This is a genomic window from Mycobacterium basiliense (assembly GCF_900292015.1).
In the GTDB taxonomy this organism is placed as follows: domain Bacteria; phylum Actinomycetota; class Actinomycetes; order Mycobacteriales; family Mycobacteriaceae; genus Mycobacterium; species Mycobacterium basiliense.
In genome coordinates this window covers 1,746,078-1,765,175 of the sequence record NZ_LR130759.1, presented here as the reverse complement: position 1 = coordinate 1,765,175, position 19,098 = coordinate 1,746,078, and the positions used below count along the sequence as shown (strand labels likewise).

14 protein-coding genes and 1 pseudogene are annotated in these 19,098 nt (G+C 63.7%); 8 read left to right on the top strand and 7 right to left on the bottom strand.

From position 1 onward, the window contains the following. Positions 1-15 precede the first annotated feature (15 nt). Both MB901379_RS07585 and MB901379_RS07580 read right to left on the bottom strand, forming a co-directional pair. Complete coding sequence (locus tag MB901379_RS07585; protein WP_197717873.1) at positions 16-1,764, bottom strand: AMP-binding protein; 1,749 nt, start codon at positions 1,762-1,764, stop codon at positions 16-18. Between the two features lie 827 nt (positions 1,765-2,591). Beyond that, positions 2,592-3,740, bottom strand: coding sequence for an LLM class flavin-dependent oxidoreductase (locus tag MB901379_RS07580; RefSeq protein WP_158016051.1), 1,149 nt, complete (start codon positions 3,738-3,740; stop codon positions 2,592-2,594). Between the two features lie 180 nt (positions 3,741-3,920). On the opposite strand from MB901379_RS07580, the gene MB901379_RS07575 reads away from it, so the two are divergent. The 3 genes from MB901379_RS07575 to MB901379_RS07565 all read left to right on the top strand — a co-directional run bounded on the left by MB901379_RS07575 (position 3,921) and on the right by MB901379_RS07565 (position 7,108). Continuing rightward, positions 3,921-4,733: a phthiotriol/phenolphthiotriol dimycocerosates methyltransferase gene (locus tag MB901379_RS07575; RefSeq protein WP_158016050.1), complete on the top strand. Its 813-nt coding sequence runs from the start codon at positions 3,921-3,923 to the stop codon at positions 4,731-4,733. Between the two features lie 69 nt (positions 4,734-4,802). Beyond that, positions 4,803-6,059, top strand: a complete 1,257-nt coding sequence (locus tag MB901379_RS07570) for a saccharopine dehydrogenase family protein (RefSeq protein ID WP_158016049.1) — start codon at positions 4,803-4,805, stop codon at positions 6,057-6,059. Between the two features lie 233 nt (positions 6,060-6,292). Continuing rightward, complete coding sequence (locus MB901379_RS07565; protein WP_158016048.1) at positions 6,293-7,108, top strand: TylF/MycF/NovP-related O-methyltransferase; 816 nt, start codon at positions 6,293-6,295, stop codon at positions 7,106-7,108. Positions 7,109-7,146: 38 nt separating this feature from the next. On the opposite strand, the gene MB901379_RS07560 is transcribed toward MB901379_RS07565, so the two are convergent. Continuing rightward, on the bottom strand, positions 7,147-7,947 hold the full coding sequence (locus MB901379_RS07560) for a class I SAM-dependent methyltransferase (protein WP_158016047.1): 801 nt from the start codon (positions 7,945-7,947) through the stop codon (positions 7,147-7,149). A 211-nt stretch (positions 7,948-8,158) separates the two neighbouring features. Next, complete coding sequence (locus MB901379_RS07555) at positions 8,159-9,424, bottom strand: glycosyltransferase (RefSeq protein ID WP_158016046.1); 1,266 nt, start codon at positions 9,422-9,424, stop codon at positions 8,159-8,161. A gap of 290 nt (positions 9,425-9,714) precedes the next feature. On the opposite strand from MB901379_RS07555, the gene MB901379_RS07550 reads away from it, so the two are divergent. From MB901379_RS07550 to MB901379_RS07535, 5 genes and pseudogenes are all read left to right on the top strand, one after another. After that, positions 9,715-10,965: a permease gene (locus tag MB901379_RS07550; RefSeq protein WP_269462789.1), complete on the top strand. Its 1,251-nt coding sequence runs from the start codon at positions 9,715-9,717 to the stop codon at positions 10,963-10,965. A 32-nt stretch (positions 10,966-10,997) separates the two neighbouring features. Further along, positions 10,998-11,894, top strand: coding sequence for a formyltetrahydrofolate deformylase (gene purU, locus MB901379_RS07545; protein WP_158016044.1), 897 nt, complete (start codon positions 10,998-11,000; stop codon positions 11,892-11,894). 246 nt (positions 11,895-12,140) lie between these two features. Beyond that, a pseudogene (locus tag MB901379_RS25420) lies at positions 12,141-13,436 on the top strand (PPE domain-containing protein); the annotation flags it as partial. Positions 13,437-13,547: 111 nt separating this feature from the next. Beyond that, positions 13,548-14,102, top strand: a complete 555-nt coding sequence (locus MB901379_RS25415) for a pentapeptide repeat-containing protein (RefSeq protein WP_456319951.1) — start codon at positions 13,548-13,550, stop codon at positions 14,100-14,102. 212 nt (positions 14,103-14,314) lie between these two features. Then, positions 14,315-14,497: a hypothetical protein gene (locus MB901379_RS07535; protein WP_158016042.1), complete on the top strand. Its 183-nt coding sequence runs from the start codon at positions 14,315-14,317 to the stop codon at positions 14,495-14,497. A gap of 54 nt (positions 14,498-14,551) precedes the next feature. On the opposite strand, the gene coaD is transcribed toward MB901379_RS07535, so the two are convergent. The 3 genes from coaD to MB901379_RS07520 form a co-directional block, all read right to left on the bottom strand. Beyond that, positions 14,552-15,037 (bottom strand): pantetheine-phosphate adenylyltransferase, encoded by a 486-nt coding sequence (gene coaD, locus MB901379_RS07530; protein WP_158016041.1) that lies wholly within the window; start codon positions 15,035-15,037, stop codon positions 14,552-14,554. 81 nt (positions 15,038-15,118) lie between these two features. Further along, the gene (rsmD, locus tag MB901379_RS07525) at positions 15,119-15,685 is read right to left on the bottom strand and encodes a 16S rRNA (guanine(966)-N(2))-methyltransferase RsmD (RefSeq protein ID WP_158019024.1); all 567 of its coding nucleotides are present in this window, start codon (positions 15,683-15,685) and stop codon (positions 15,119-15,121) included. Beyond that, the gene (locus tag MB901379_RS07520) at positions 15,682-19,065 is read right to left on the bottom strand and encodes a pyruvate carboxylase (RefSeq protein WP_158016040.1); all 3,384 of its coding nucleotides are present in this window, start codon (positions 19,063-19,065) and stop codon (positions 15,682-15,684) included. The genes rsmD and MB901379_RS07520 overlap by 4 nt, the downstream gene beginning before the upstream one ends. Positions 19,066-19,098 lie beyond the last annotated feature (33 nt).

Below are 19,098 nucleotides of genomic sequence, written 5' to 3'. Positions count from 1 at the left end.
TCAACCGACCCGCCGTCATGCCGGGCGGTCCAAGCGGGTGAATTCTTTGTTCAGGTATCGCTCGACGCAGGCTGAGCGTCGAACCTTACCGCTGGTGGTAACCGGGATGGAACCGGGCGCCACCAAGACTACGTCCGCGACGCGCACCCGGTGCGATCTCGATATTGCGGAGGTGACTTCACGTTTGGCCGTGCGCAGCTTGTCTCGCGCCACCTCATCGGTGTAGCCCCAATTGGCGTGTTCGATGATGGTGACCAGCTGCTCAGTGCCATCACCCGGTACGGCTATCGCCACGACCCGGCCGCCGGTGATTTCCTGGATCGTCGCCTCGATATCGTCCGGGTAGTGGTTGGACCCATCGACGATGAGCAAGTCCTTGATGCGACCCGTGATGTACAGGTCGCCTTCAAACACGACGCCAAGGTCTCCCGTCCTCAGCCACGGACCTACCGATGTGCCCGGCGACGGATCGACGAGCTTCGCATCGAACGTGCGCGCGGTAAGCTCGGGGTTTCGCCAATAACCCATGGCAACATTGTCCCCTTGCACCCATATCTCACCGACCGTTCCCTCCGGGTTCTCCGTGCTGGTTTCCGGATCGACGATCCGCACCGTCGACGCCCGCGTGGCACCGTAGCTGACCAGCTTGGCGCCTTCGCCCGTTTCGCTGTCACAACGCTGTGCCCGACCCGCCGACAACTGTTGGTAGTCGAAACAGACACTCTTCGGTGAACATCCAGGTCCAGCGGTAGCAACGTACACGGTCGCCTCCGCGAGCCCGTAGGACGGTCGGATTGCCGTCTCACTGAGGTTAAAGCTGGCGAACCGGTCGATGAAGCGTCTGAGTGTCGCGGGGTTGACGCGTTCGGCACCAGTGGCGATTGCCCGGACGTGCCCCAGGTCAAGGCCGGCCATGTCGTCATCGGAGGTTCGGCGTACCGCCAATTCGAAACCGAAGTTGGGCGCACTGGAAATCTGCCCACGATATTTGCCCAGCAATTGCATCCAGCGGGCCGGTCGTTGCAAAAATGCCATCGGGCTCAGCAACACCCCGGTGTCTTGATTGACCATCGGAAGAATCACGCCCAGCATCAGGCCCATGTCGTGATAGAACGGCAGCCACGACACCGCAGTTGACGGCACCTTCTCGGTATCCCCGAGGTAGTCGGACATCAGCTGTACGCAGTTGGTGATGACGTTCTTGTGCGAAAGGATCACGCCGGCCGGCGAGCGGGTGGACCCCGATGTGTACTGGAGATACGCCGTGCCGGGATGGGTTTGCGGAGTTGCCTCGAGTTCCCGCGGGGAGTCCAGGTCCAGCGAGTCCACCGCCACCACAATCGGTGCACGGCCTTGCACGCCACGCGCGTGCGGCGCATATTTGGTGACCTCATCCATCGCCGACGAGGTCGTGAGAATGATCGTCGGCAAGGAATCCTGCAGTGCCGCGGAAATTCGCTCATCATGAATACCGAACTGCGGCACCGGCAGCGGTACCGCGATGAGACCGGCCTGCAGCACACCCAGGAAAGCAATGATGTAGTCCAACCCCTGCGGGGCCAGTACCGCGACCCGATCACCGCTCGCCCCGTAAATCCGGAGCTCGTCCGCGACGATCATTGTGCGTCGGTAGACCTGCCACCAGGTGAGGGTTTCGGTGAAGCCCGCCGGATCTACCTCATAGTCGATGAACTTGTACGCCGCGCGATTGGGGTACTGGGTAGCCGCCTTGTGCAGCAGATCGGTAAGCGTAGACTCGCTCATCGCGAATCTCGTTCTCATCGCATCCGGCGGTTGTGGTGCTTGCCTATCCGTCCTAGATGCCGGCCGCGTCGTCACCTCGCCCCCGGCATGAAATGAAACAGCGTTGACGTCCATGTTTATCCTTGCCCTCGACCGATGAGACTACGACCGTTTAGCTGCCGTGTCAGTCGAATCCGAATCAGCGCGTTAACCTGCGACGCCCCGGCGGGCCGGAACGCGAAATCGATGAGGCCCCACGGCCATAGCGACGCCCGGCGAGGGCGCCCGGTGCGAGAATTAACCTGGCCGTCACATGCGACCTCCGCTCTGGCCGGAACCCGTTTGGCAGACACGAGGTTTGAGGGTACTCAGCAGCGTGTCCAGTTGGCGTGCCGGGGCCATTGTTACTGGTGTTCCTGAAACGTCCCTGAAATATCCCTGGAAGAGTCGTTCCCGCGGCGTGTCGGCAACGCTCGGTTAGGCCGGCATGTCGCCCAAGGTTCGCACGATTGAATTTCATAAGAACCTCTAGATAAGTTGGCACACGGCATTTTGCGTTTAACGTCGGCAGCCGCACGGATGCTGTGCTCCGCTGAACCCGCGAGCAAACTCCGACCTATACACACAGATTTCAATGGGTGCACTTTGGGGGTCGACCCGCCAGCGACGCAACCGCCGACAAGCACCAACGTCCCTATCGGCCGGGACGCGAGTCTTGAAGTCCGATAATGACTTTGAGTCATTCGCCAGTAGCGCTGGGCCGTACAGAGCGAAATAGCCTGTCGCTCAGAACTGTTCGTACACCACTCGCCGGGCCGGCGGTCCGGAATCTGCGGGCAGGCGCCGGGTTACAGCTTCTTGAGTCCGCGCAGGACCTTGGCGTGCGGCAGGCTCGCCGCGACCGTCTTTCGCAGACTCGGATTAACCAGACTGCCGTTGATAACAAGCAGATACTTCAGGCCGTGATCGCGCCACTCCGCTACCTGATCAATGACCTCGTCCGGCGTCCCGCTGAAGACGACCTCTCTCATCAGGGCCGGCGGAACTTTGGCCGTATAGGACAGCACCGTCTCTTTGTCCATGGTCTGTGGAATCAAGTCCTGCACGCCGGAGAAGTCGGCTCCCATCGGGTGCTCGACGCCGTGACGTGCCCAGGCCTCCCCGGGCACGCCCAGCGCGGTCATTTTCACGATGACGGAATCCAGCGCCTCATCGACGTCGTCGCGGTTCCAGCCGGTGATCACACCACGCACCGCCGAAGGGGTGATCGACATGGGATCGCGACCGGCATCCGACGCCGCGGTGCGCACGGCTTCGAGCGCGCGACTGTAGTCAGCGGGACGAACCACGACAATGGGAACCCAGGCGTCGGCGTAGCGTCCGGTAGCCCGCAGCATCCGCGGCCCATGCGCCGCCACCCAGATTTCGGGCCATTTCCCCCGGTACGGCGGCAGGTCGAACAGGGCATTATGCAGCGGAAAATACGGTGATTCGCGCGAGACAAGCTGCCCGTTGGAATCCCACAACGCGCGAATCGTGGCGAGGCCTTCTTCGAACCGCGCGACCGGTTTGGTCCACTCCACGCCGTAGGGCTCGTTGCCTTCCCGCTCCCCGACACCGATGCCGAGGATGGCGCGGCCCCGGGTAAGCAAATGCAAGGTCGCGGCGGCCTGCGCGGTAACCGCAGGATTGCGCCGACCGACGTCGGTCACGCACACGCCAAGTCGCAAGCGATTGACCCGGTTGCCAGCGGCCAGGTTTCCGAGCATCGTCCACGGCTCATAGTTGGCGTCGATCTTGGGTACCAGCCGAGCCGCGATTCCCAGGTATTCCGGTGTCGCGACCGAGCGCGGCACTAGGGCGTTCAGGTGGTCGCCAACCCAGTACGAATCGGCACCCATGGCAGCGGCGGCCACCGAACTCGCCCTCGGCAACATGCTCGGTGGAAAGCGCGAATGCACAAGCGCATCGACAAACCCAAAGCGAAATCCGCCCATCGTCACCGCCCGCGTACCGCGCCGTCGATCACTGTCACCCCGGGCACGCTACCTCAGCCGGCCCCGGGCCGCGGTCGGACACCCGGAGCCATCAGTGTCTGGCGGCTTACCCAGCCCCCGAGTCGCCATTTTTCCTGCGGGGGGATCGCGCACGTTTCCTGTCTGCCATACTCCTTGCCCATGGCCTTCAGTCGCGTGCACCGCCTCCTCGCCCGTGTGGGCAGTACCTCTATCTACAAGCGAGTTTGGCGGTTCTGGTACCCGCTGATGACCCGGGGACTCGGTTCGGACGAAATCGTGTTCATCAACTGGGCCTATGAGGAGGACCCGCCGATGAACCTTCCGTTGGAAGCGCCCGACGAGCCCAACCGCGCCCACATCAACCTGTACCACCGCACCGCGACCCAGGCGGATCTGACCGGCAAGCGGGTGCTCGAGGTTAGTTGCGGCCACGGCGGCGGGGCCTCATACCTGACGCGAACCTTGAAACCTGCCTCCTACACGGGACTCGACTTGAATGGTGCCGGCATCAAGCTCTGCCAAAAGCGGCACAATCTGCCCGGACTGGAATTTGTGCGAGGCGACGCCGAAAATCTGCCCTTCGACGACGAATCCTTCGACGTGGTTCTCAATGTCGAAGCCTCGCACTGCTATCCACACTTTCCGCGTTTCCTGGCCGAGGTCGAGCGCGTGTTGCGCCCAGGAGGTTACTTTCCCTACGCGGACCTGCGCCCTAGCAACGAGGTCGCCGAGTGGGAGGCGGCCCTGGCCGAGAGTTCGCTGAGACAGCTTTCCCAGAAGGAAATCAATGCGGAGGTGCTGCGCGGCATCGAGAAAAATACCCAGAAGTCGCGGGACCTGGTCGATCGCAATCTACCGGCCTTCCTGCGTTTCGCGGGTCGCGAATACATCGGCGTGGAAGGCACCCAGCTGTTCCGTTACCTGGAAAGCGGGGATATCTCGTATCGGATGTACTGCTTCATCAAGGACTGACACGGGACCACTCCGCACCCACCGAAACAGCCAAATAATCGTGGGGGCCGCTCGGGTAGTGTCAGCCCGATGAGCCCAGCTGAGCGGGAATTCGACATCGTCTTGTACGGCGCCACCGGCTACTCCGGCAAGTTGACCGCCGCACATCTCGCGCACCGAGGGGCACCAGCACGGATCGCGTTGGCCGGCCGCTCGAGCGAACGGCTGCGCGCCGTGCAGGACCTGCTGGGCCCCACCGCCCAGGACTGGCAGCTGATCGTCGCCGACACCTCACAACCGTCCACGCTCGAGGCGATGGCCATCCGCACCCAGGTCGTGCTGACCACCGTCGGACCCTACACGCGCTATGGCCTGCCTCTGGTAGCGGCGTGCGCCCAGGCCGGCACCGACTACGCCGATCTGACCGGCGAATTGATGTTCTGCCGAAACGCCATCGACCAGTACCACAAGCAGGCCGCCGATACCGGGGCGCGGATAGTACTTTCGTGCGGATTCGACTCGATCCCTTCGGATCTGAACGTCTATCAACTGTATCGCCGCGCGACCGAAGACAACACCGGTGAACTGTGCGACACCGACCTGGTGCTGCGCTCGTTCTCCCAGCGCTGGGTCTCCGGCGGCTCGGTCGCGACGTATTCCGATGCGATGCGCACCGCGTCCAGCGACCCCGAGGCCCATCGGCTGGTCAAAGATCCCTATACCCTCACCACGGATCGAGGTGCCGAACCCGACCTCGGCCCGCAGCCGGATTTCCCCTGGCGCCGCGGACGCGACCTGGCCCCCGAGCTAGCCGGCTTCTGGACGGGCGGATTTGTTCAGGGCCCGTTCAACACTCGAATTGTCCGTCGTAGCAACGCGTTACAGGATTGGGCTTACGGCAGACGATTCCGCTACTCGGAGACGATGAGTCTGGGTAAGTCGCTGGCGGCGCCGGTAGCCTCCGCCGCCGTAACCGGCGCTGTCGCGGGCGCGATTGGTTTAGGCAATAAGTACTTCAGCCGCCTACCCCAGCGACTGGTGGAGCGCGTCACGCCCAAACCGGGCACCGGTCCAAGCCGGAAAACCCGCGAACGCGGCCATTACACATTCGAGACGTACACCACGACCACCACCGGCGCCCGCTACCGGGCCGTCTTTGCTCACGATATTGATGCATACAGCTCGACGGCGGTGTTGCTCGGCGAAAGCGGTCTGGCGCTGGCGCTCGACCGCGACCGGCTCTCCGAGTTGCGTGGTGCGCTGACTCCGGCAGCGGCGATGGGCGATGCGCTACTGGCACGCCTGCCGGACGTCGGAGTCACCCTGGAGGCGGTCCGACTCAGGTAGCGGGCGGTCGAATTTCCGAAAACGAGCGGCGCCGCAGACGCCGCACGTGCTCGTCTTTGTCCTGTTCAGGCGGTTTTCGACGAACCCGGACAAGGCCCGCACGGCCGTGGCCGGCCGCGGCCGAGTTAGCCACGAACACGACTTCAAAACTTCCCATACTCTGGACTCGAACGTCGCCGCCGACGGTCTCAATTCGGCGCCGCAAGTATTGGCATTCCAGATTGGGGGCGGTCGTGACCACGACTGATACCAATGTCCGATCGCTGTATCTCGACCTGATTCGACGCAACCTCACCAGCTATGGGATACACGAACAAATGCCCGCGACGTGGCCACTGCGGCGCCGGCTCTTGCTCAAGACCATCAACGCGCTGCAACCGGTGTTCTTGGGGAAAAGTCCGCTGGGTCAACACAAACGCGACTTCGGCCTGGACTGGCCGGCGCAGGCCGAGACGATGATCGGCATGCGCAGACTAACCAGTCTGCAGCACTGCGTTGAGACGGTGCTGGCCGACAACGTCCCCGGCGATCTTGTCGAATGCGGCGTCTGGCGCGGCGGAGCTTCCATCCTGATGCGCGCGGTGCTGGCGGCCCACGGGAATCGGACCAGGTGCGTATGGCTGGCCGACTCGTTCGCGGGATTGCCGCGTCCGGACACGGCAAACTACAAGGCAGACAGAGGCATTCGGATGAGATTCGACCTCTTTGGCACTCTGCTGGCGGTACCGGAGACCGAGGTCAGGGCGAATTTCGCGCGCTACGGGCTGCTCGATGAGCAGGTCCGCTTTCTATCCGGTTGGTTCAAGGACACGCTGCATGACGCCCCGATCGATCGCATCGCGGTATTGCGGCTCGACGGCGATCTCTACGAGTCGACCATCCAAGCGCTTGACGCGCTGTACCCACGGTTGTCCCCCGGGGGCTTCTGCATCGTCGATGACTACATACTCAAACCGTGTCGACGAGCGGTCACCGACTACCGCGAGACACATGGCGTATCCGCGCAGATCGTCGATATCGATGGGACCGGGGCCCTATGGCGCAAGTAGCGCCGACCCAATTGCTGCCGTATACCCTCAGCTCCCGATCAAATCTTGGGGCTGATTCGCTGTTCCGACGACAGAAATTCGTCTAGGTAGGCGGGCGGCTTCAGGTTCAGTAAGCGCTCACGGTCGGCGGCGAGATCGGCGTAGGTCAGCGCTTCGACCTCCGCCGCCGAGTAGGGCAATCGCGACTCCGCCGCTCCCTTTCGAATGATCCCGACACCAAAATCACAATTCAGCACCGCGACCCGCAGATCCGGCCGGGTGCTGCGCAGGTGGACAATCGCTTTCCAAACGTCGCCACTCCAGAACACATCCCACGCACGGTTGTGCGCACGAAAATCGGCATAGGAGGTCGCGGGGAAGCCGATCGAGGCACGTGCCGGGTTGCAATCGTGCAGCACGATGACGCCGTCGTCCCGCAGATAGCGCAGGGTGTTCTCGACGTCACACACCACCTGTTGGTAGGTATGCAGCCCGTCGATCAGGGCGACGTCGATGCCACGCCGCTCGAGCAACGCCGTCTCGTTGGCAAAGAAGTCATCGCTGGTTGTGTCGAAATAGTGGGTGGCGCGCGCCTTAGCGCCAGCGAGCTTGCGGGAGCGGGCCGAGAGCAGGAACTGCGGGTCAACGGCGATCTTCTCGTCAGCGCTGATCCGCCGGAAGGCGAATCCGTGCGAGACACCGATCTCGAGGTAGGCCGGCGCCGCGATCCCCGCAAGGGCCCGCTGCGTGACCCTGATGCGGTTCACCCGACGATCCCTGCCGAGGTAGTACTGACCGTTGTTCCAGAGCTCTTCGCTGGCGCGCCACACGAACGCCTTGGCAGCTTCGGATGCTCGCATGACGGGTTTCCTTTCGCCGAGAGGGAAAACGTTAGCCTTCAGGCGCCATCGAACTATTGTTCGCATGGCGCGATCCGTCGACAGTGGCCGGACGCCACCGCCCGCAAGCCGGCAGCGTTCCCAAACTTACTGCTCGACAAGCTGTTTGGCTTCCTTATCCCGCACAGCGGAGCGCTTATTGGTGGCAAACGACCCTTTCAGGACCGTGCCGCTACCCAGCAGCTGCCGCGGTGGGCAGCTCTTCCGCCGCGGCGCGCAACGCGCTGTCCACATGCTGGGAAAACCGAGCGAAATCTCGCCCGAAGGCCTCGGCCAAGCCGTCGGCGGAGTGTCGGTAGTCGGGCCGACCGAGCACCCGAGTGACAGCCGCTGCTACCCGTCGGCTGCTCAGACGCTCGGTTCGCAACAGCACGCCCGCGCCGGCCCGCTCGATGGCCTCCATGTTCAGGTGCTGATCCAGGTTGCTGGCGATCCCAACCACCGGCACCCCGGCCACCAGGGCCTGCTGCGTCGATAGGCTGCCGCCGTTGCAGACCACCACGGCCGAGCGCGCTGCGGCCTCCTCCCCGGGCAAGTAGTCCGCGACGAAGGCGTTGGCCGGCACGTGGGTCAGATCACTTCGGTGCGCGGTGGCGGCGATCACCGTCACCGGCAAATCGGCCAGGGCATTCAACACCACCTGCAACAGGTTGCGCCCGCCGGACGTACCGAGGGTCGCATACACGATCGGCCGATCCGTCGGCACCGAGTCCCACCACGCCGGGGGCCCGCCGGCGGGCGACCAGAGCAGCGGGCCTAAATACCGGTGATTTGCCGGTAGGTCATACGTCGGCATCAACTCGGGTACGTCGGCATACAGCGTGTAGTCCCCATCGGTGAAAATGCGACATAGATTGAACCCCAGACTCGGCAACCCGTGCTTTCGCCGCACCCAATTGAGGGGCAGGCACTGCAGGGCGAAAAACAGCGGGCGTTCCAATCGATACAGCAATTTGACCAGCCGCACGCCAAACAAATGGGTCCATAACACCTCGGGCAGCGGAAAGCGGCGGCGAGCGTAGGGACTCCAGTAGGCGTTGGCGATGGCGACATAAGGGATGCCGGCCAGCCGGGCGCTGACCGAGAGCGAGATCCGAAGGTCGCCGACGACCAGGTCCGGTTCGACCGCGGCCAGAACCTTGCGGTCCTCCTCGACGTACTCACGCAACGTCCGCATGGTGTAGAAGCGGCCCTGACCCAGATTGCCCAGAAACCGCTCGCTTGGGATGGTCCGGATCGGGTGGTGTGGAAACGGGAGCGCGCCCAGCAGGTCGTTGAACCGCGGGTCGCAGGCGAAGTGGACTTCGTAGCGCTTCGGGTCAAGCGATTGCGCCAGGACGAACGGTCGCACCACGTGCGCCAGGGTCACCGCCTCGGCGATGAACAGGATCCGTCGTCGGCGAGTGGGCGGCCCGGGCGCGTTGAATGCGTTGCTCATCCCGGCGTCCCTTCACACGTCGCAGGCCAACGCCAATCGTTAGACCCCACCCAGAGGCCGTAGCGTACCCTCCTACCGCGCCGGTTCGAGGAAGTCTGCGGAAATGGGGACGGCAAACGGACGACGAACGGACCTGGCCGGTGCCGGCAGTCGCGCGCTAGGCCGCCGACCCAATAGCGTGGTCGTTAGCCAATTTTCACCCGCTTACCAGCTGTTTTTCGTTAGCCTGGACGGGGATCGCGGCCTTGACATGTACCTCCACTGGGTATAACTTGCCCCCCCGAGGGGGCATCTGCCCAAACTGTGATGATCGCCCGAGATTTGCAACCGGAGCGGAGGACCGAGTGGCGGGCACCGTATTGGGAGCGATCGGACACGCGTTGGCCATAACCGGGTCGATGACGTGGGAAATTTTGTGGGCACTCATTCTCGGCTTCACGTTGTCGGCGGTGGTGCAGGCCGTGGTGCGCCGCTCGACGATTGTGGCGCTGATGGGTGATGCTCGGCCACGCACCCTGGCCGTCGCTGCCGGGTTGGGCGCAGCGTCGTCCTCGTGTTCCTACGCCGCGGTGGCGTTGGCACGGTCGCTATTCCGTAAAGGTGCCAATTTTGTCGCCGCAATGGCCTTCGAGATCGGCTCGACCAACCTGGTGGTGGAGTTGGGCATCATTCTGGCCCTACTGATGGGCTGGCAGTTCACCGCCGCGGAGTTTGTCGGTGGCCCACTGATGATCATCGTATTGGCCGTCTTGTTCCGGCTGTTCGTGCGCACCCGACTCATCGACGCCGCCCGCGAACAAGCCGAAAAAGGCGTCGCCGGTTCGATGGAAGGCCATGCCGCCATGGACATGTCGGTCGGCGGCGACGGTTCTTTTTGGCAGCGAATGTTTTCCCGACGGGCGTTTACCTCGGTCTCGCACGTGTTCGTCATGGAGTGGGCGGCGATTCTGCGCGACCTGATCCTTGGCCTGCTCATTGCCGGGGCCATCGCCGCATGGGTGCCCGAAACATTCTGGCAGAGCTTCTTTTTAGCCAACCACCCAAGCCTGTCGGCACTGTGGGGCCCGATCGTGGGACCGATAGTTGCGATCGTCTCTTTCGTCTGCTCGATCGGCAATGTGCCGCTGGCCGCGGTGCTGTGGAACGGCGGCATCAGCTTCGGCGGTGTCATCGCTTTCATCTTCGCCGACCTGCTGATCCTGCCGATCTTGAACATCTATCGGAAGTACTACGGCACGAAGATGATGCTGACGCTGCTCGCCACCTTCTACGCATCGATGGTCGTCGCCGGCTATCTCATCGAACTGCTTTTTGGCGCAACTCATCTCATCCCAAGCCAGCGCAACGCCACGGTCCTGCACGCCGAGATGTCGTGGAACTACACCACCTGGCTCAACATATTCTTTCTCGCCGTCGCTGCGTTGCTGGTGGCCCGGTTCCTCACCAGTGGCGGAATGCCGATGCTGCGCATGATGGGCGGCTCTCCCGGCGCGGAAGGCCACGGTCACGGCCACCAAGAGCACGGGCAACATGGCCAATAGCTCGCTGGGCAGCGGCATCATCCTGCGCGACAATGCCTGACAACCACCCGCTCATTGGCGGCGCACCGCCTCCCCCGGCCGATATCGGCCGGCTACTGCTCCGCTGCCACGACCGCCCCGGAATCATCGCCGCCGTCAGTAGCTTTCTGGCCCAGGCCGGCGCGAACATCATTTCGCTGGACCAGCACTCCACCGCCCCGGAGGGCGGAACCTTCTTGCAGCGCGCCATCTTTCACCTGCCGGGCCTCACCGCCGCCATCGACGGACTGCAACGCGAATTCGGGGCCGCCGTGGCCGACAAGTTCGACATCGATTACCGATTTGCCGAGGCCGCCAAGCCCAAACGGGTGGCGATCATGGCCTCCAAAGAAGACCACTGCTTGTTGGATCTGCTGTGGCGCAACCGGCGCGGCGAGCTCGAGATGTCCGTTGTAATGGTGATCGCCAACCATCCGGAGCTGGCTGAACAGGTACGACCCTTCGGTGTGCCGTTCGTCCACATCCCGGCAACCCGTGACACCCGCGCAGAGGCCGAGCGGCGCCAGCGTGAGTTGCTCTGCGGTAACGTCGATTTGGTGGTTCTTGCCCGCTACATGCAGATCCTCACCCCCGAATTTCTCGACGCGATCGGCTGCCCCCTGATCAATATTCACCATTCGTTTCTTCCCGCTTTCACTGGCGCATCGCCCTACAAGCGGGCACGCGAGCGTGGCGTCAAGCTGATCGGTGCAACCGCGCACTACGTGACCGAAGTGCTCGACGAAGGACCGATCATCGAGCAAGACGTTGTTCGTGTCGACCACAATGACACCGTCGAGGATCTGGTGCGGGTGGGCGCCGATGTCGAACGCGCCGTACTTTCTCGCGCCGTGCTCTGGCACTGTCAGGACCGAGTGATCGTTCACCACAACCAGACCATCGTCTTCTGACGAACCCGGCGCTTAGTGGTTGCCGTCGCGCCATGCCCCCTGGGAGTTCCACCCTCCCCCGGGCGCTCGGCGGTAGCGCTACCCGGTCGGCGCGGTAGCCGAATACAAATGAATTTCGCGAACTGGGCATTGGGGCGGCGCAGAATTTCGTAGGGTCGGGGTCATACCCAATACGTGAGTTACCGGCGCTCACCGCTGGCAAACGGGCGCATAACTCCTACAGCCCTTGTTGGACGGGTGGTTCTGATGAATTTTGCGATGTTGCCGCCGGAGATCAATTCGTTGCGGATGTTTTCTGGTGCGGGGTCGGCGCCGATGTTGGGGGCGGCGGCGGCGTGGGGTGGTTTGGCTGAGGAGTTGGGTACGGCGGCGGAGGCGTTTGCGTCGGTGACCTCGGGGTTGGCGGGTCAGGCGTGGCAGGGTCCGGCGGCGGCGGCGATGGCGGCTGCGGCGGCGCCGTATGCGCGTTGGTTGAGTGCGGCGGCGGCGCGGGCGGTGGGTGCGGCTGGGCAGGCCAAGGCGGTGGCCGGGGTTTTTGAGGCGGCGCGGGCGGCGATGGTGCATCCGTTGGCGGTGGCGGCGAATCGTGATGCGTTTGTGCAGTTGGTGATGTCGAACTTGTTTGGTCAGAATGCGCCGGCGATTGCTGCTGCGGAGGGCATTTACGAGCAGATGTGGGCCGCTGATGTGGCGGCGATGGTGGGTTATCACGGCGGGGCCTCCGCGGCGGCGGCGGCGTTACCGTCATGGCAGACAGGACTGATGCAGGCGCTGTCGGGGCTGCCGGGTGTGAGTCAGCTAACCGCCGCCGCGCAAGCGGCGGGTATCCCGGCGATCAATACAGGCTTGGGAAACATCGGCAACCTCAACCTGGGCAACGGAAACACCGGCGACGGCAACCTCGGCAACGGAAACATCGGCAACACCAACCTGGGCGGCGGAAACACCGGAGACTCCAACTTCGGCGGCGGAAACACCGGCCATGGAAACGTGGGTAACGGCAACTACGGAAATTCGAATCTGGGTAGCGGTAACGGGATCCAGACAATGACCGGTGCCGGCAGCACACAGAACATCGGCAATGGGAATATCGGCAGCCAAAACATCGGCCATGGGAATATCGGCGATATGAACGTCGGTGCCGGTAACACCGGCAGTAACAACATCGGCAACGCAAACATGGGCGACGCCAATAGAGGATTTGGGAACCTCGGGAACGAAAACTTCGGATTCGCCAATCTCGGTAGCGGCAACATCGGATTTGGAAACAGCGGCAACAACAACATCGGATTTGGGCTCACCGGCGATAACCAAATGGGTGTCGGCGCGCTGAACACCGGGCTCGGCAACTTTGGCTTCGGGAACTCGGGTAACAACAACGTCGGCTTCTTCAACTCCGGCGATAATAACGTTGGCATCTTCAACTCCGGCCACGGCAACTTCGGCTTCTCGAACTCGGGAGACACCAATACGGGCTCGGTGAACGCGGGTGACATCAACACGGGCTTCGCCAATGCGGGCAACTCCAACTTTGGATTCGAGAACGGAGGCAACAAGAATGCCGGTTTCGGTAACGCGGGTGCCGGCAACTTCGGCTTCGGGAACTCGGGCACCTTCAACACTGGCGCCTTGAACTCGGGCGGCGCCGCCGGGGTGCCCGGCGGCGGCAACACGGGATTCTCCAACGCGGGTATTTTTAACACCGGATGGGGAAATTCCGGAGACACCAATACCGGCATATTCAACTCCGGAAATCTAAACACTGGAATCGGCAGTATCGCCACTCAAAGCGGTCCAAATTCGGGCTTCTGGAACACCGGTAGCAACAACTCAGGATTCAATAATTCAGGCGAAAACACTTCCGGTTTCTTCAACACCCAGTCGTCCACCAACGCGCCCGTATTCGTGAATGGCTCCCCGGGCGGCACCATCATTTTCAACAACGGCAATTCCGGAATCTTTAATTCCGGCCAGGCAAATGTAGGGATCGGCAATTCCGGTATCGGTTTCAATTCCGGCATATCGAATACTGGCTTCAACAACTCCGGCGTCGGAAACAGCGGGGACAATGCGATTCAAATCACCATCGTCCCGCCCAACCCGGTCACCGTGGTCGTCACCGCAACCACGGGCCTGTTCAACTCCGGCACGAACAGCTCCGGGCTATCCAACGCCCTCAATAACGTGTCCGGTTTCTTCCACTCGTAGCCGACTACCGGGCAGGGCCAGGCACTACCCCGCCGGCCCAGCGAACAAGTAGTCCTCGTGCACGGGTGCGGCGGAGTTCTGCAGTTGGCACCGACGCCGGGTGCCCTCCGTCACCAAGAATGTCCCAAGCTTTCACCAAACGCCGGGCCGCAGCCTTCGATCAACGGCAACCGCCCACCCGCCATCACCAACGATGACCACGAGAGGTACCCATGTTCACTACCCGCATCCGCGCCCTGGCCAGCATGTCGCTGCTGGCGGCGGCCATGGGTTTGGCAGCTGTCGGCGCGGTTGGCGCCGCCAACGCCACCCCCAACCACCAGCCCGAATACGGCACCTACACCTGCTATGACTACGCAACACAAACGTTCTACGAATGCTTCGACCCCAGCTAGTTTCGGCGAAACCGAGCTGACGACCTGGAACGAGCCGACCTAGCCCGGCACGGGCTAGGCCCGTTCACCATCGATCCGTAAGCGCAGCCGCCGGTTGACCGGTTCTGGCAGCAACTCCGAAACATCGCCGCCCAACATCGCCACTTCCTTGGCCAGCGAGGACGACACAAACGAGTACCGCGGCGCGGTTGCGACGAAAAAGGTGTCGACGCCGGCGATGTGCTTATTCATCTGGGCCATCTGCAACTCGTATTCGAAGTCGGTGCCGGTGCGCAGACCCTTGACGATGGCGTTCATACCCTGGGCCCTGACGAAATCGACGACCAGCCCTTGGCCGGCCTGCACCCGCAAGTTGGGCAGGTGCGTTGTCGATTCCGTGATCATTGCGATCCGCTCGTCAAGATCGAACATCCCCCTTTTTGCGGGGTTGATCAAGATGGCCACCACCACCTCGTCGAACTGGGCCGCGGCGCGTTCAAACACATCGATATGGCCCAACGTCACCGGGTCAAAGGAACCCGGGCATACCGCGCCGCTCATACGCGCCGCTCCTCCTCATCGCCTCGACCCCGCAGCCGGCGTTACCCACTGCATCGCCGGCTGCGGTCATGACCGATGACGCTAGCAGGGCTTTGCACCCAGTTCCGCCAGCTCTAGTCGGGTGTCGCCGTAAACCCGCTGCGGCCACCCGCACCAGCCCTGCGGCCAGACCAGGGGAACACCGGTGGCCGCTCGCTCGACTGCTGCGATCGTTCCCTCGCGCGCCCAGCCGTGCGAGCCCAACGCGTCCAGCACGGCCTCGACCTCGGCGTTGTCGACATCGTAAGGGGGGTCGGCCAATACCAGATCCACTGGCGACTCGGGTCCGGCCGCCAGCACGGTAGCCACCGCGGCACGGCGCACCGTCGCGCCGGTCAGCCCGAGTGTCTCGATGTTGCCAGCGATGACGGCTGCAGAGCGTTGATCGGATTCGACGAACATCGCTGACGCCGCCCCACGCGATAGCGCCTCCAGCCCGAGCGCGCCCGAGCCGGCGTACAAGTCCAGCACCGCCAGGCCGGTCAGATCCCGGCGGGCGCTCAAGATGTTGAACAATGACTCGCGCACCCGGTCGGTGGTCGGTCTGGTGCCCCGCGGGGGCACGGCCAGGCGCCGGCCCCCGGCGACGCCGCCGATGATCCGGGTCAGCTCACCACCACCAACAGGTCCCCGCCCTCGACCTGGGCGGTATCCGACACCGCCACTCGGGCGACGGTGCCGTCGTTGGGAGCGGTGATCGGTGCCTCCATCTTCATGGCCTCGATGGTGGCAATGGTCTGTCCGGCGCTTACCTGATCCCCGGTCGATACCGCGACCGTGACAACCCCGGCGAACGGTGCGGCGATGTGTCCGGGATTACCGCGCTCGGCCTTCTCGGCGGCCGGGACCACGCTGGCGATGCTGCGGTCGCGCACCAATACCGGCCGCAGTTGGCCGTTCATGATGCACATGACCGTTCGCATTCCGCGCTCGTCGGGTTCGGAGATAGCCTCCAGGCCGATTAACAGTTCCACCCCGCGCTCCAGCTTTACCCGGTGCTCCTCACCCTGGCGCAAGCCGTAGAAGAATTGGTTGGCCGACATCTGGGAGGTGTCGCCGTAGGTTTCCCGGTGCTCCTCGAATTCCTTTGTCGGAGCTGGGAACAGCAACCGGTTCAAGGTCGCCTGTCGTTTGGGTCCCGGCGCCGCCAGTGCGCTCTGGTCCTCACCGGTGAGCTGACCGACGGGCTTCGCCGGCGCGCGCCCGGCCAGGGCCGCGCTGCGCAGTGGCTCGGGCCACCCTCCGACCGGATCACCCAGCTCGCCACGCAGGAACCCCAAGACCGAGTCTGGAATATCGAATCGCGCTGGCTCCGCGGCGAATTCGTCTGCGCTTACGCCCGCACCCACCAGCGCCAGGGCCAGATCGCCGACCACCTTCGAGGACGGGGTGACCTTGATCAAACGCCCCAGCACCCGGTCCGCCCCGGCATAGGCCTCTTCGACTTCTTCGAACCGGTCCCCCAATCCCAGCGCAATCGCCTGCTGTCGCAGGTTCGACAACTGGCCACCAGGGATCTCGTGGTGATACACCCGACCCGTCGGGCCGGGCAAACCGGATTCAAAGGGCGCGTAGACCTTTCGTACCGCTTCCCAGTACGGCTCCAGCGCGCATACCGCTGACAACGACAGCCCGGTGTCGTATTCGGTGTGAGCGGCAGCGGCAACGATCGAACTCAACGCGGGCTGACTGGTGGTGCCCGCCAACGGAGCGGCCGCACCGTCGACGGCGTCGGCACCCGCCTGCCAGGCGGCAACATAGCTGGCCAGCTGACCGCCCGGGGTGTCGTGGGTGTGCACATGCACCGGCAGATCGAAACGACTGCGCAACGCGCTGACCAGCTGATGCGCGGCCGGGGCCCGCAACAACCCGGCCATGTCCTTGATGGCCAACACGTGGGCACCCGCGTCCACGATCTGTTCGGCCAGCCGCAAGTAGTAGTCCAGGGTGTAGAGCCGCTCCGCGGGATTGGCCAAGTCGCCGGTATAGCACATCGCGACTTCGGCTACCGCGGAGCCGGTTTCGCGCACCGCGTCGATCGCTGGCCGCATGGACTCTAGATTGTTGAGCGCATCGAAGATTCGGAAAATGTCGATTCCGGTCGCGGTCGCTTCCTCGATGAAGGCCGACGTAACCACCTCGGGATAGGGCGTGTATCCCACGGTGTTCCGGCCACGCAGCAGCATCTGCAAACAAATGTTGGGCATCGCCGCACGCAGCGTGGCCAGCCGCTCCCACGGGTCCTCTTTGAGGAAGCGCAGCGCCACGTCGTAAGTTGCACCGCCCCAACACTCCACCGACAACAACTGCGGCATGGTCCGCGCCAGATAGGGCGCCACCCGGCTCAGTCCGCTGGTGCGCAGCCGAGTCGCCAGCAACGACTGGTGGGCGTCTCGGAAGGTGGTGTCGGTGACACCCACCGCGGGCGATTCCCTGAGCCAGCGCGCGAAACCCTCCGGACCCAACTCGACCAGCCGCTGCTTGGAGCCGGCCGGCGGCGGGACGTCCAGATCCACCGCAGGCAGCTTGTCGTTCGGGTACACCTTGGACGGGCGGCTGCCGTGCGGCTTGTTCACCGTGACATCGGCCAGGTAGTTGAGGATCTTGGTGCCTCGGTCGGCCGAGGTACGCGCGGTCAGCAGCTGGGGCCGCTCGTCAATGAACGCCGTGGTGATGCGGCCGGCCTGGAAATCGGGATCATCCAGTACCGCTTGCACGAAGGGGATGTTGGTCGATACCCCACGAATTCGGAACTCCGCCATCGCCCGGCGCGCCCGGTTCACCGCCGTCGCAAAATCCCGGCCTCGGCAAGTCAGCTTGACCAACATGGAGTCGAAATGAGCGCTGATCTCGGCGCCCAGGTTGGTGCTGCCGTCCAACCGGATGCCGGCACCGCCGGGATTACGGAGTGCGCTGATCCGCCCGGTGTCCGGGCGGAAGCCGTTGGCCGGGTCCTCGGTGGTGATCCGGCACTGCAGTGCGGCCCCGTGGGGCCGGATCGCATCCTGCCCCAAGCCCAAGTCGCGAAGCGTCTCCCCCGCGGCAATCCGCAGCTGGCTGGACACCAGGTCGACGTCGGTGATCTCCTCGGTTACGGTGTGCTCCACCTGAATCCGGGGATTCATCTCGATGAAGACGTAGTCACCGCTTCGATCCAGCAAGAACTCGACGGTGCCAGCGCAGCTGTATCCGATGTGACGGGCAAAGGCCACCGCGTCGGCGCAAATCCTGTCGCGTAGCTCGGCCGGCAGATTGGGCGCCGGTGCCAGCTCGATGACCTTCTGATGACGGCGCTGCACGCTGCAGTCGCGCTCGTAGAGATGGATCACGTCGCCGTGTGTGTCCGCCAGGATCTGCACCTCGATGTGGCGGGGGTGCAGCACCGCCTGTTCGAGATAGACGGTCGGGTCGCCGAACGCGGACTCGGCTTCTCGGCTGGCCGCCTCGACCGCTTCCGGCAACGCGGCAGCCTCGTTGACCCGTCGCATGCCACGGCCACCACCGCCGGCAACCGCCTTGACGAATAGCGGAAACCGCATGCCAGCAGCGGCCGCGACCAGCTCCTCCACCGAGGCCGACGGTGCCGAGGACGTCAGCACGGGCAGGCCGGCCGCTCGGGCGGCGGCGATGGCACGCGACTTATTTCCAGTCAGCTCAAGCACTTCGGCGCCTGGACCCACGAAGGTGATGCCCGCCGCCGCGCACGCCGCGGCCAGGTCCGGATTCTCGGACAAGAATCCATAGCCGGGATAGATCGCGTCGGCGCCCGCGCGGCGGGCCGTTTCGACGATCTCGTCCACGGAGAGGTACGCCCGCACCGGGTGACCGACCTCACCAATCTGATAGGACTCATCGGCCTTGGATCGATGCAGCGAATTGCGGTCTTCATGGGCATAGACGGCGACGGTGCCGACACCCAGTTCGTAGGCGGCGCGGAACGCTCGTATCGCGATCTCACCGCGGTTTGCCACTAACACTTTGGAGATCATGCTCGACCCCTTACCTAGCCCAGCCCAGTCAGT

Bases quoted from the DNA above. Each gene is read 5' to 3' on its own strand.
- MB901379_RS07585 (WP_197717873.1), bottom strand. From the start codon at position 1,764: ATGAGCGAGTCTACGCTTACCGATCTGCTGCACAAGGCGGCTACCCAG.
- MB901379_RS07580 (WP_158016051.1), bottom strand. From the start codon at position 3,740: ATGGGCGGATTTCGCTTTGGGTTTGTCGATGCGCTTGTGCATTCGCGC.
- MB901379_RS07575 (WP_158016050.1), top strand. From the start codon at position 3,921: ATGGCCTTCAGTCGCGTGCACCGCCTCCTCGCCCGTGTGGGCAGTACC.
- MB901379_RS07570 (WP_158016049.1), top strand. From the start codon at position 4,803: ATGAGCCCAGCTGAGCGGGAATTCGACATCGTCTTGTACGGCGCCACC.
- MB901379_RS07560 (WP_158016047.1), bottom strand. From the start codon at position 7,947: ATGCGAGCATCCGAAGCTGCCAAGGCGTTCGTGTGGCGCGCCAGCGAA.
- MB901379_RS07555 (WP_158016046.1), bottom strand. From the start codon at position 9,424: ATGAGCAACGCATTCAACGCGCCCGGGCCGCCCACTCGCCGACGACGG.
- purU (WP_158016044.1), top strand. From the start codon at position 10,998: ATGCCTGACAACCACCCGCTCATTGGCGGCGCACCGCCTCCCCCGGCC.
- MB901379_RS07535 (WP_158016042.1), top strand. From the start codon at position 14,315: ATGTTCACTACCCGCATCCGCGCCCTGGCCAGCATGTCGCTGCTGGCG.
- coaD (WP_158016041.1), bottom strand. From the start codon at position 15,037: ATGAGCGGCGCGGTATGCCCGGGTTCCTTTGACCCGGTGACGTTGGGC.
- MB901379_RS07520 (WP_158016040.1), bottom strand. From the start codon at position 19,065: ATGATCTCCAAAGTGTTAGTGGCAAACCGCGGTGAGATCGCGATACGA.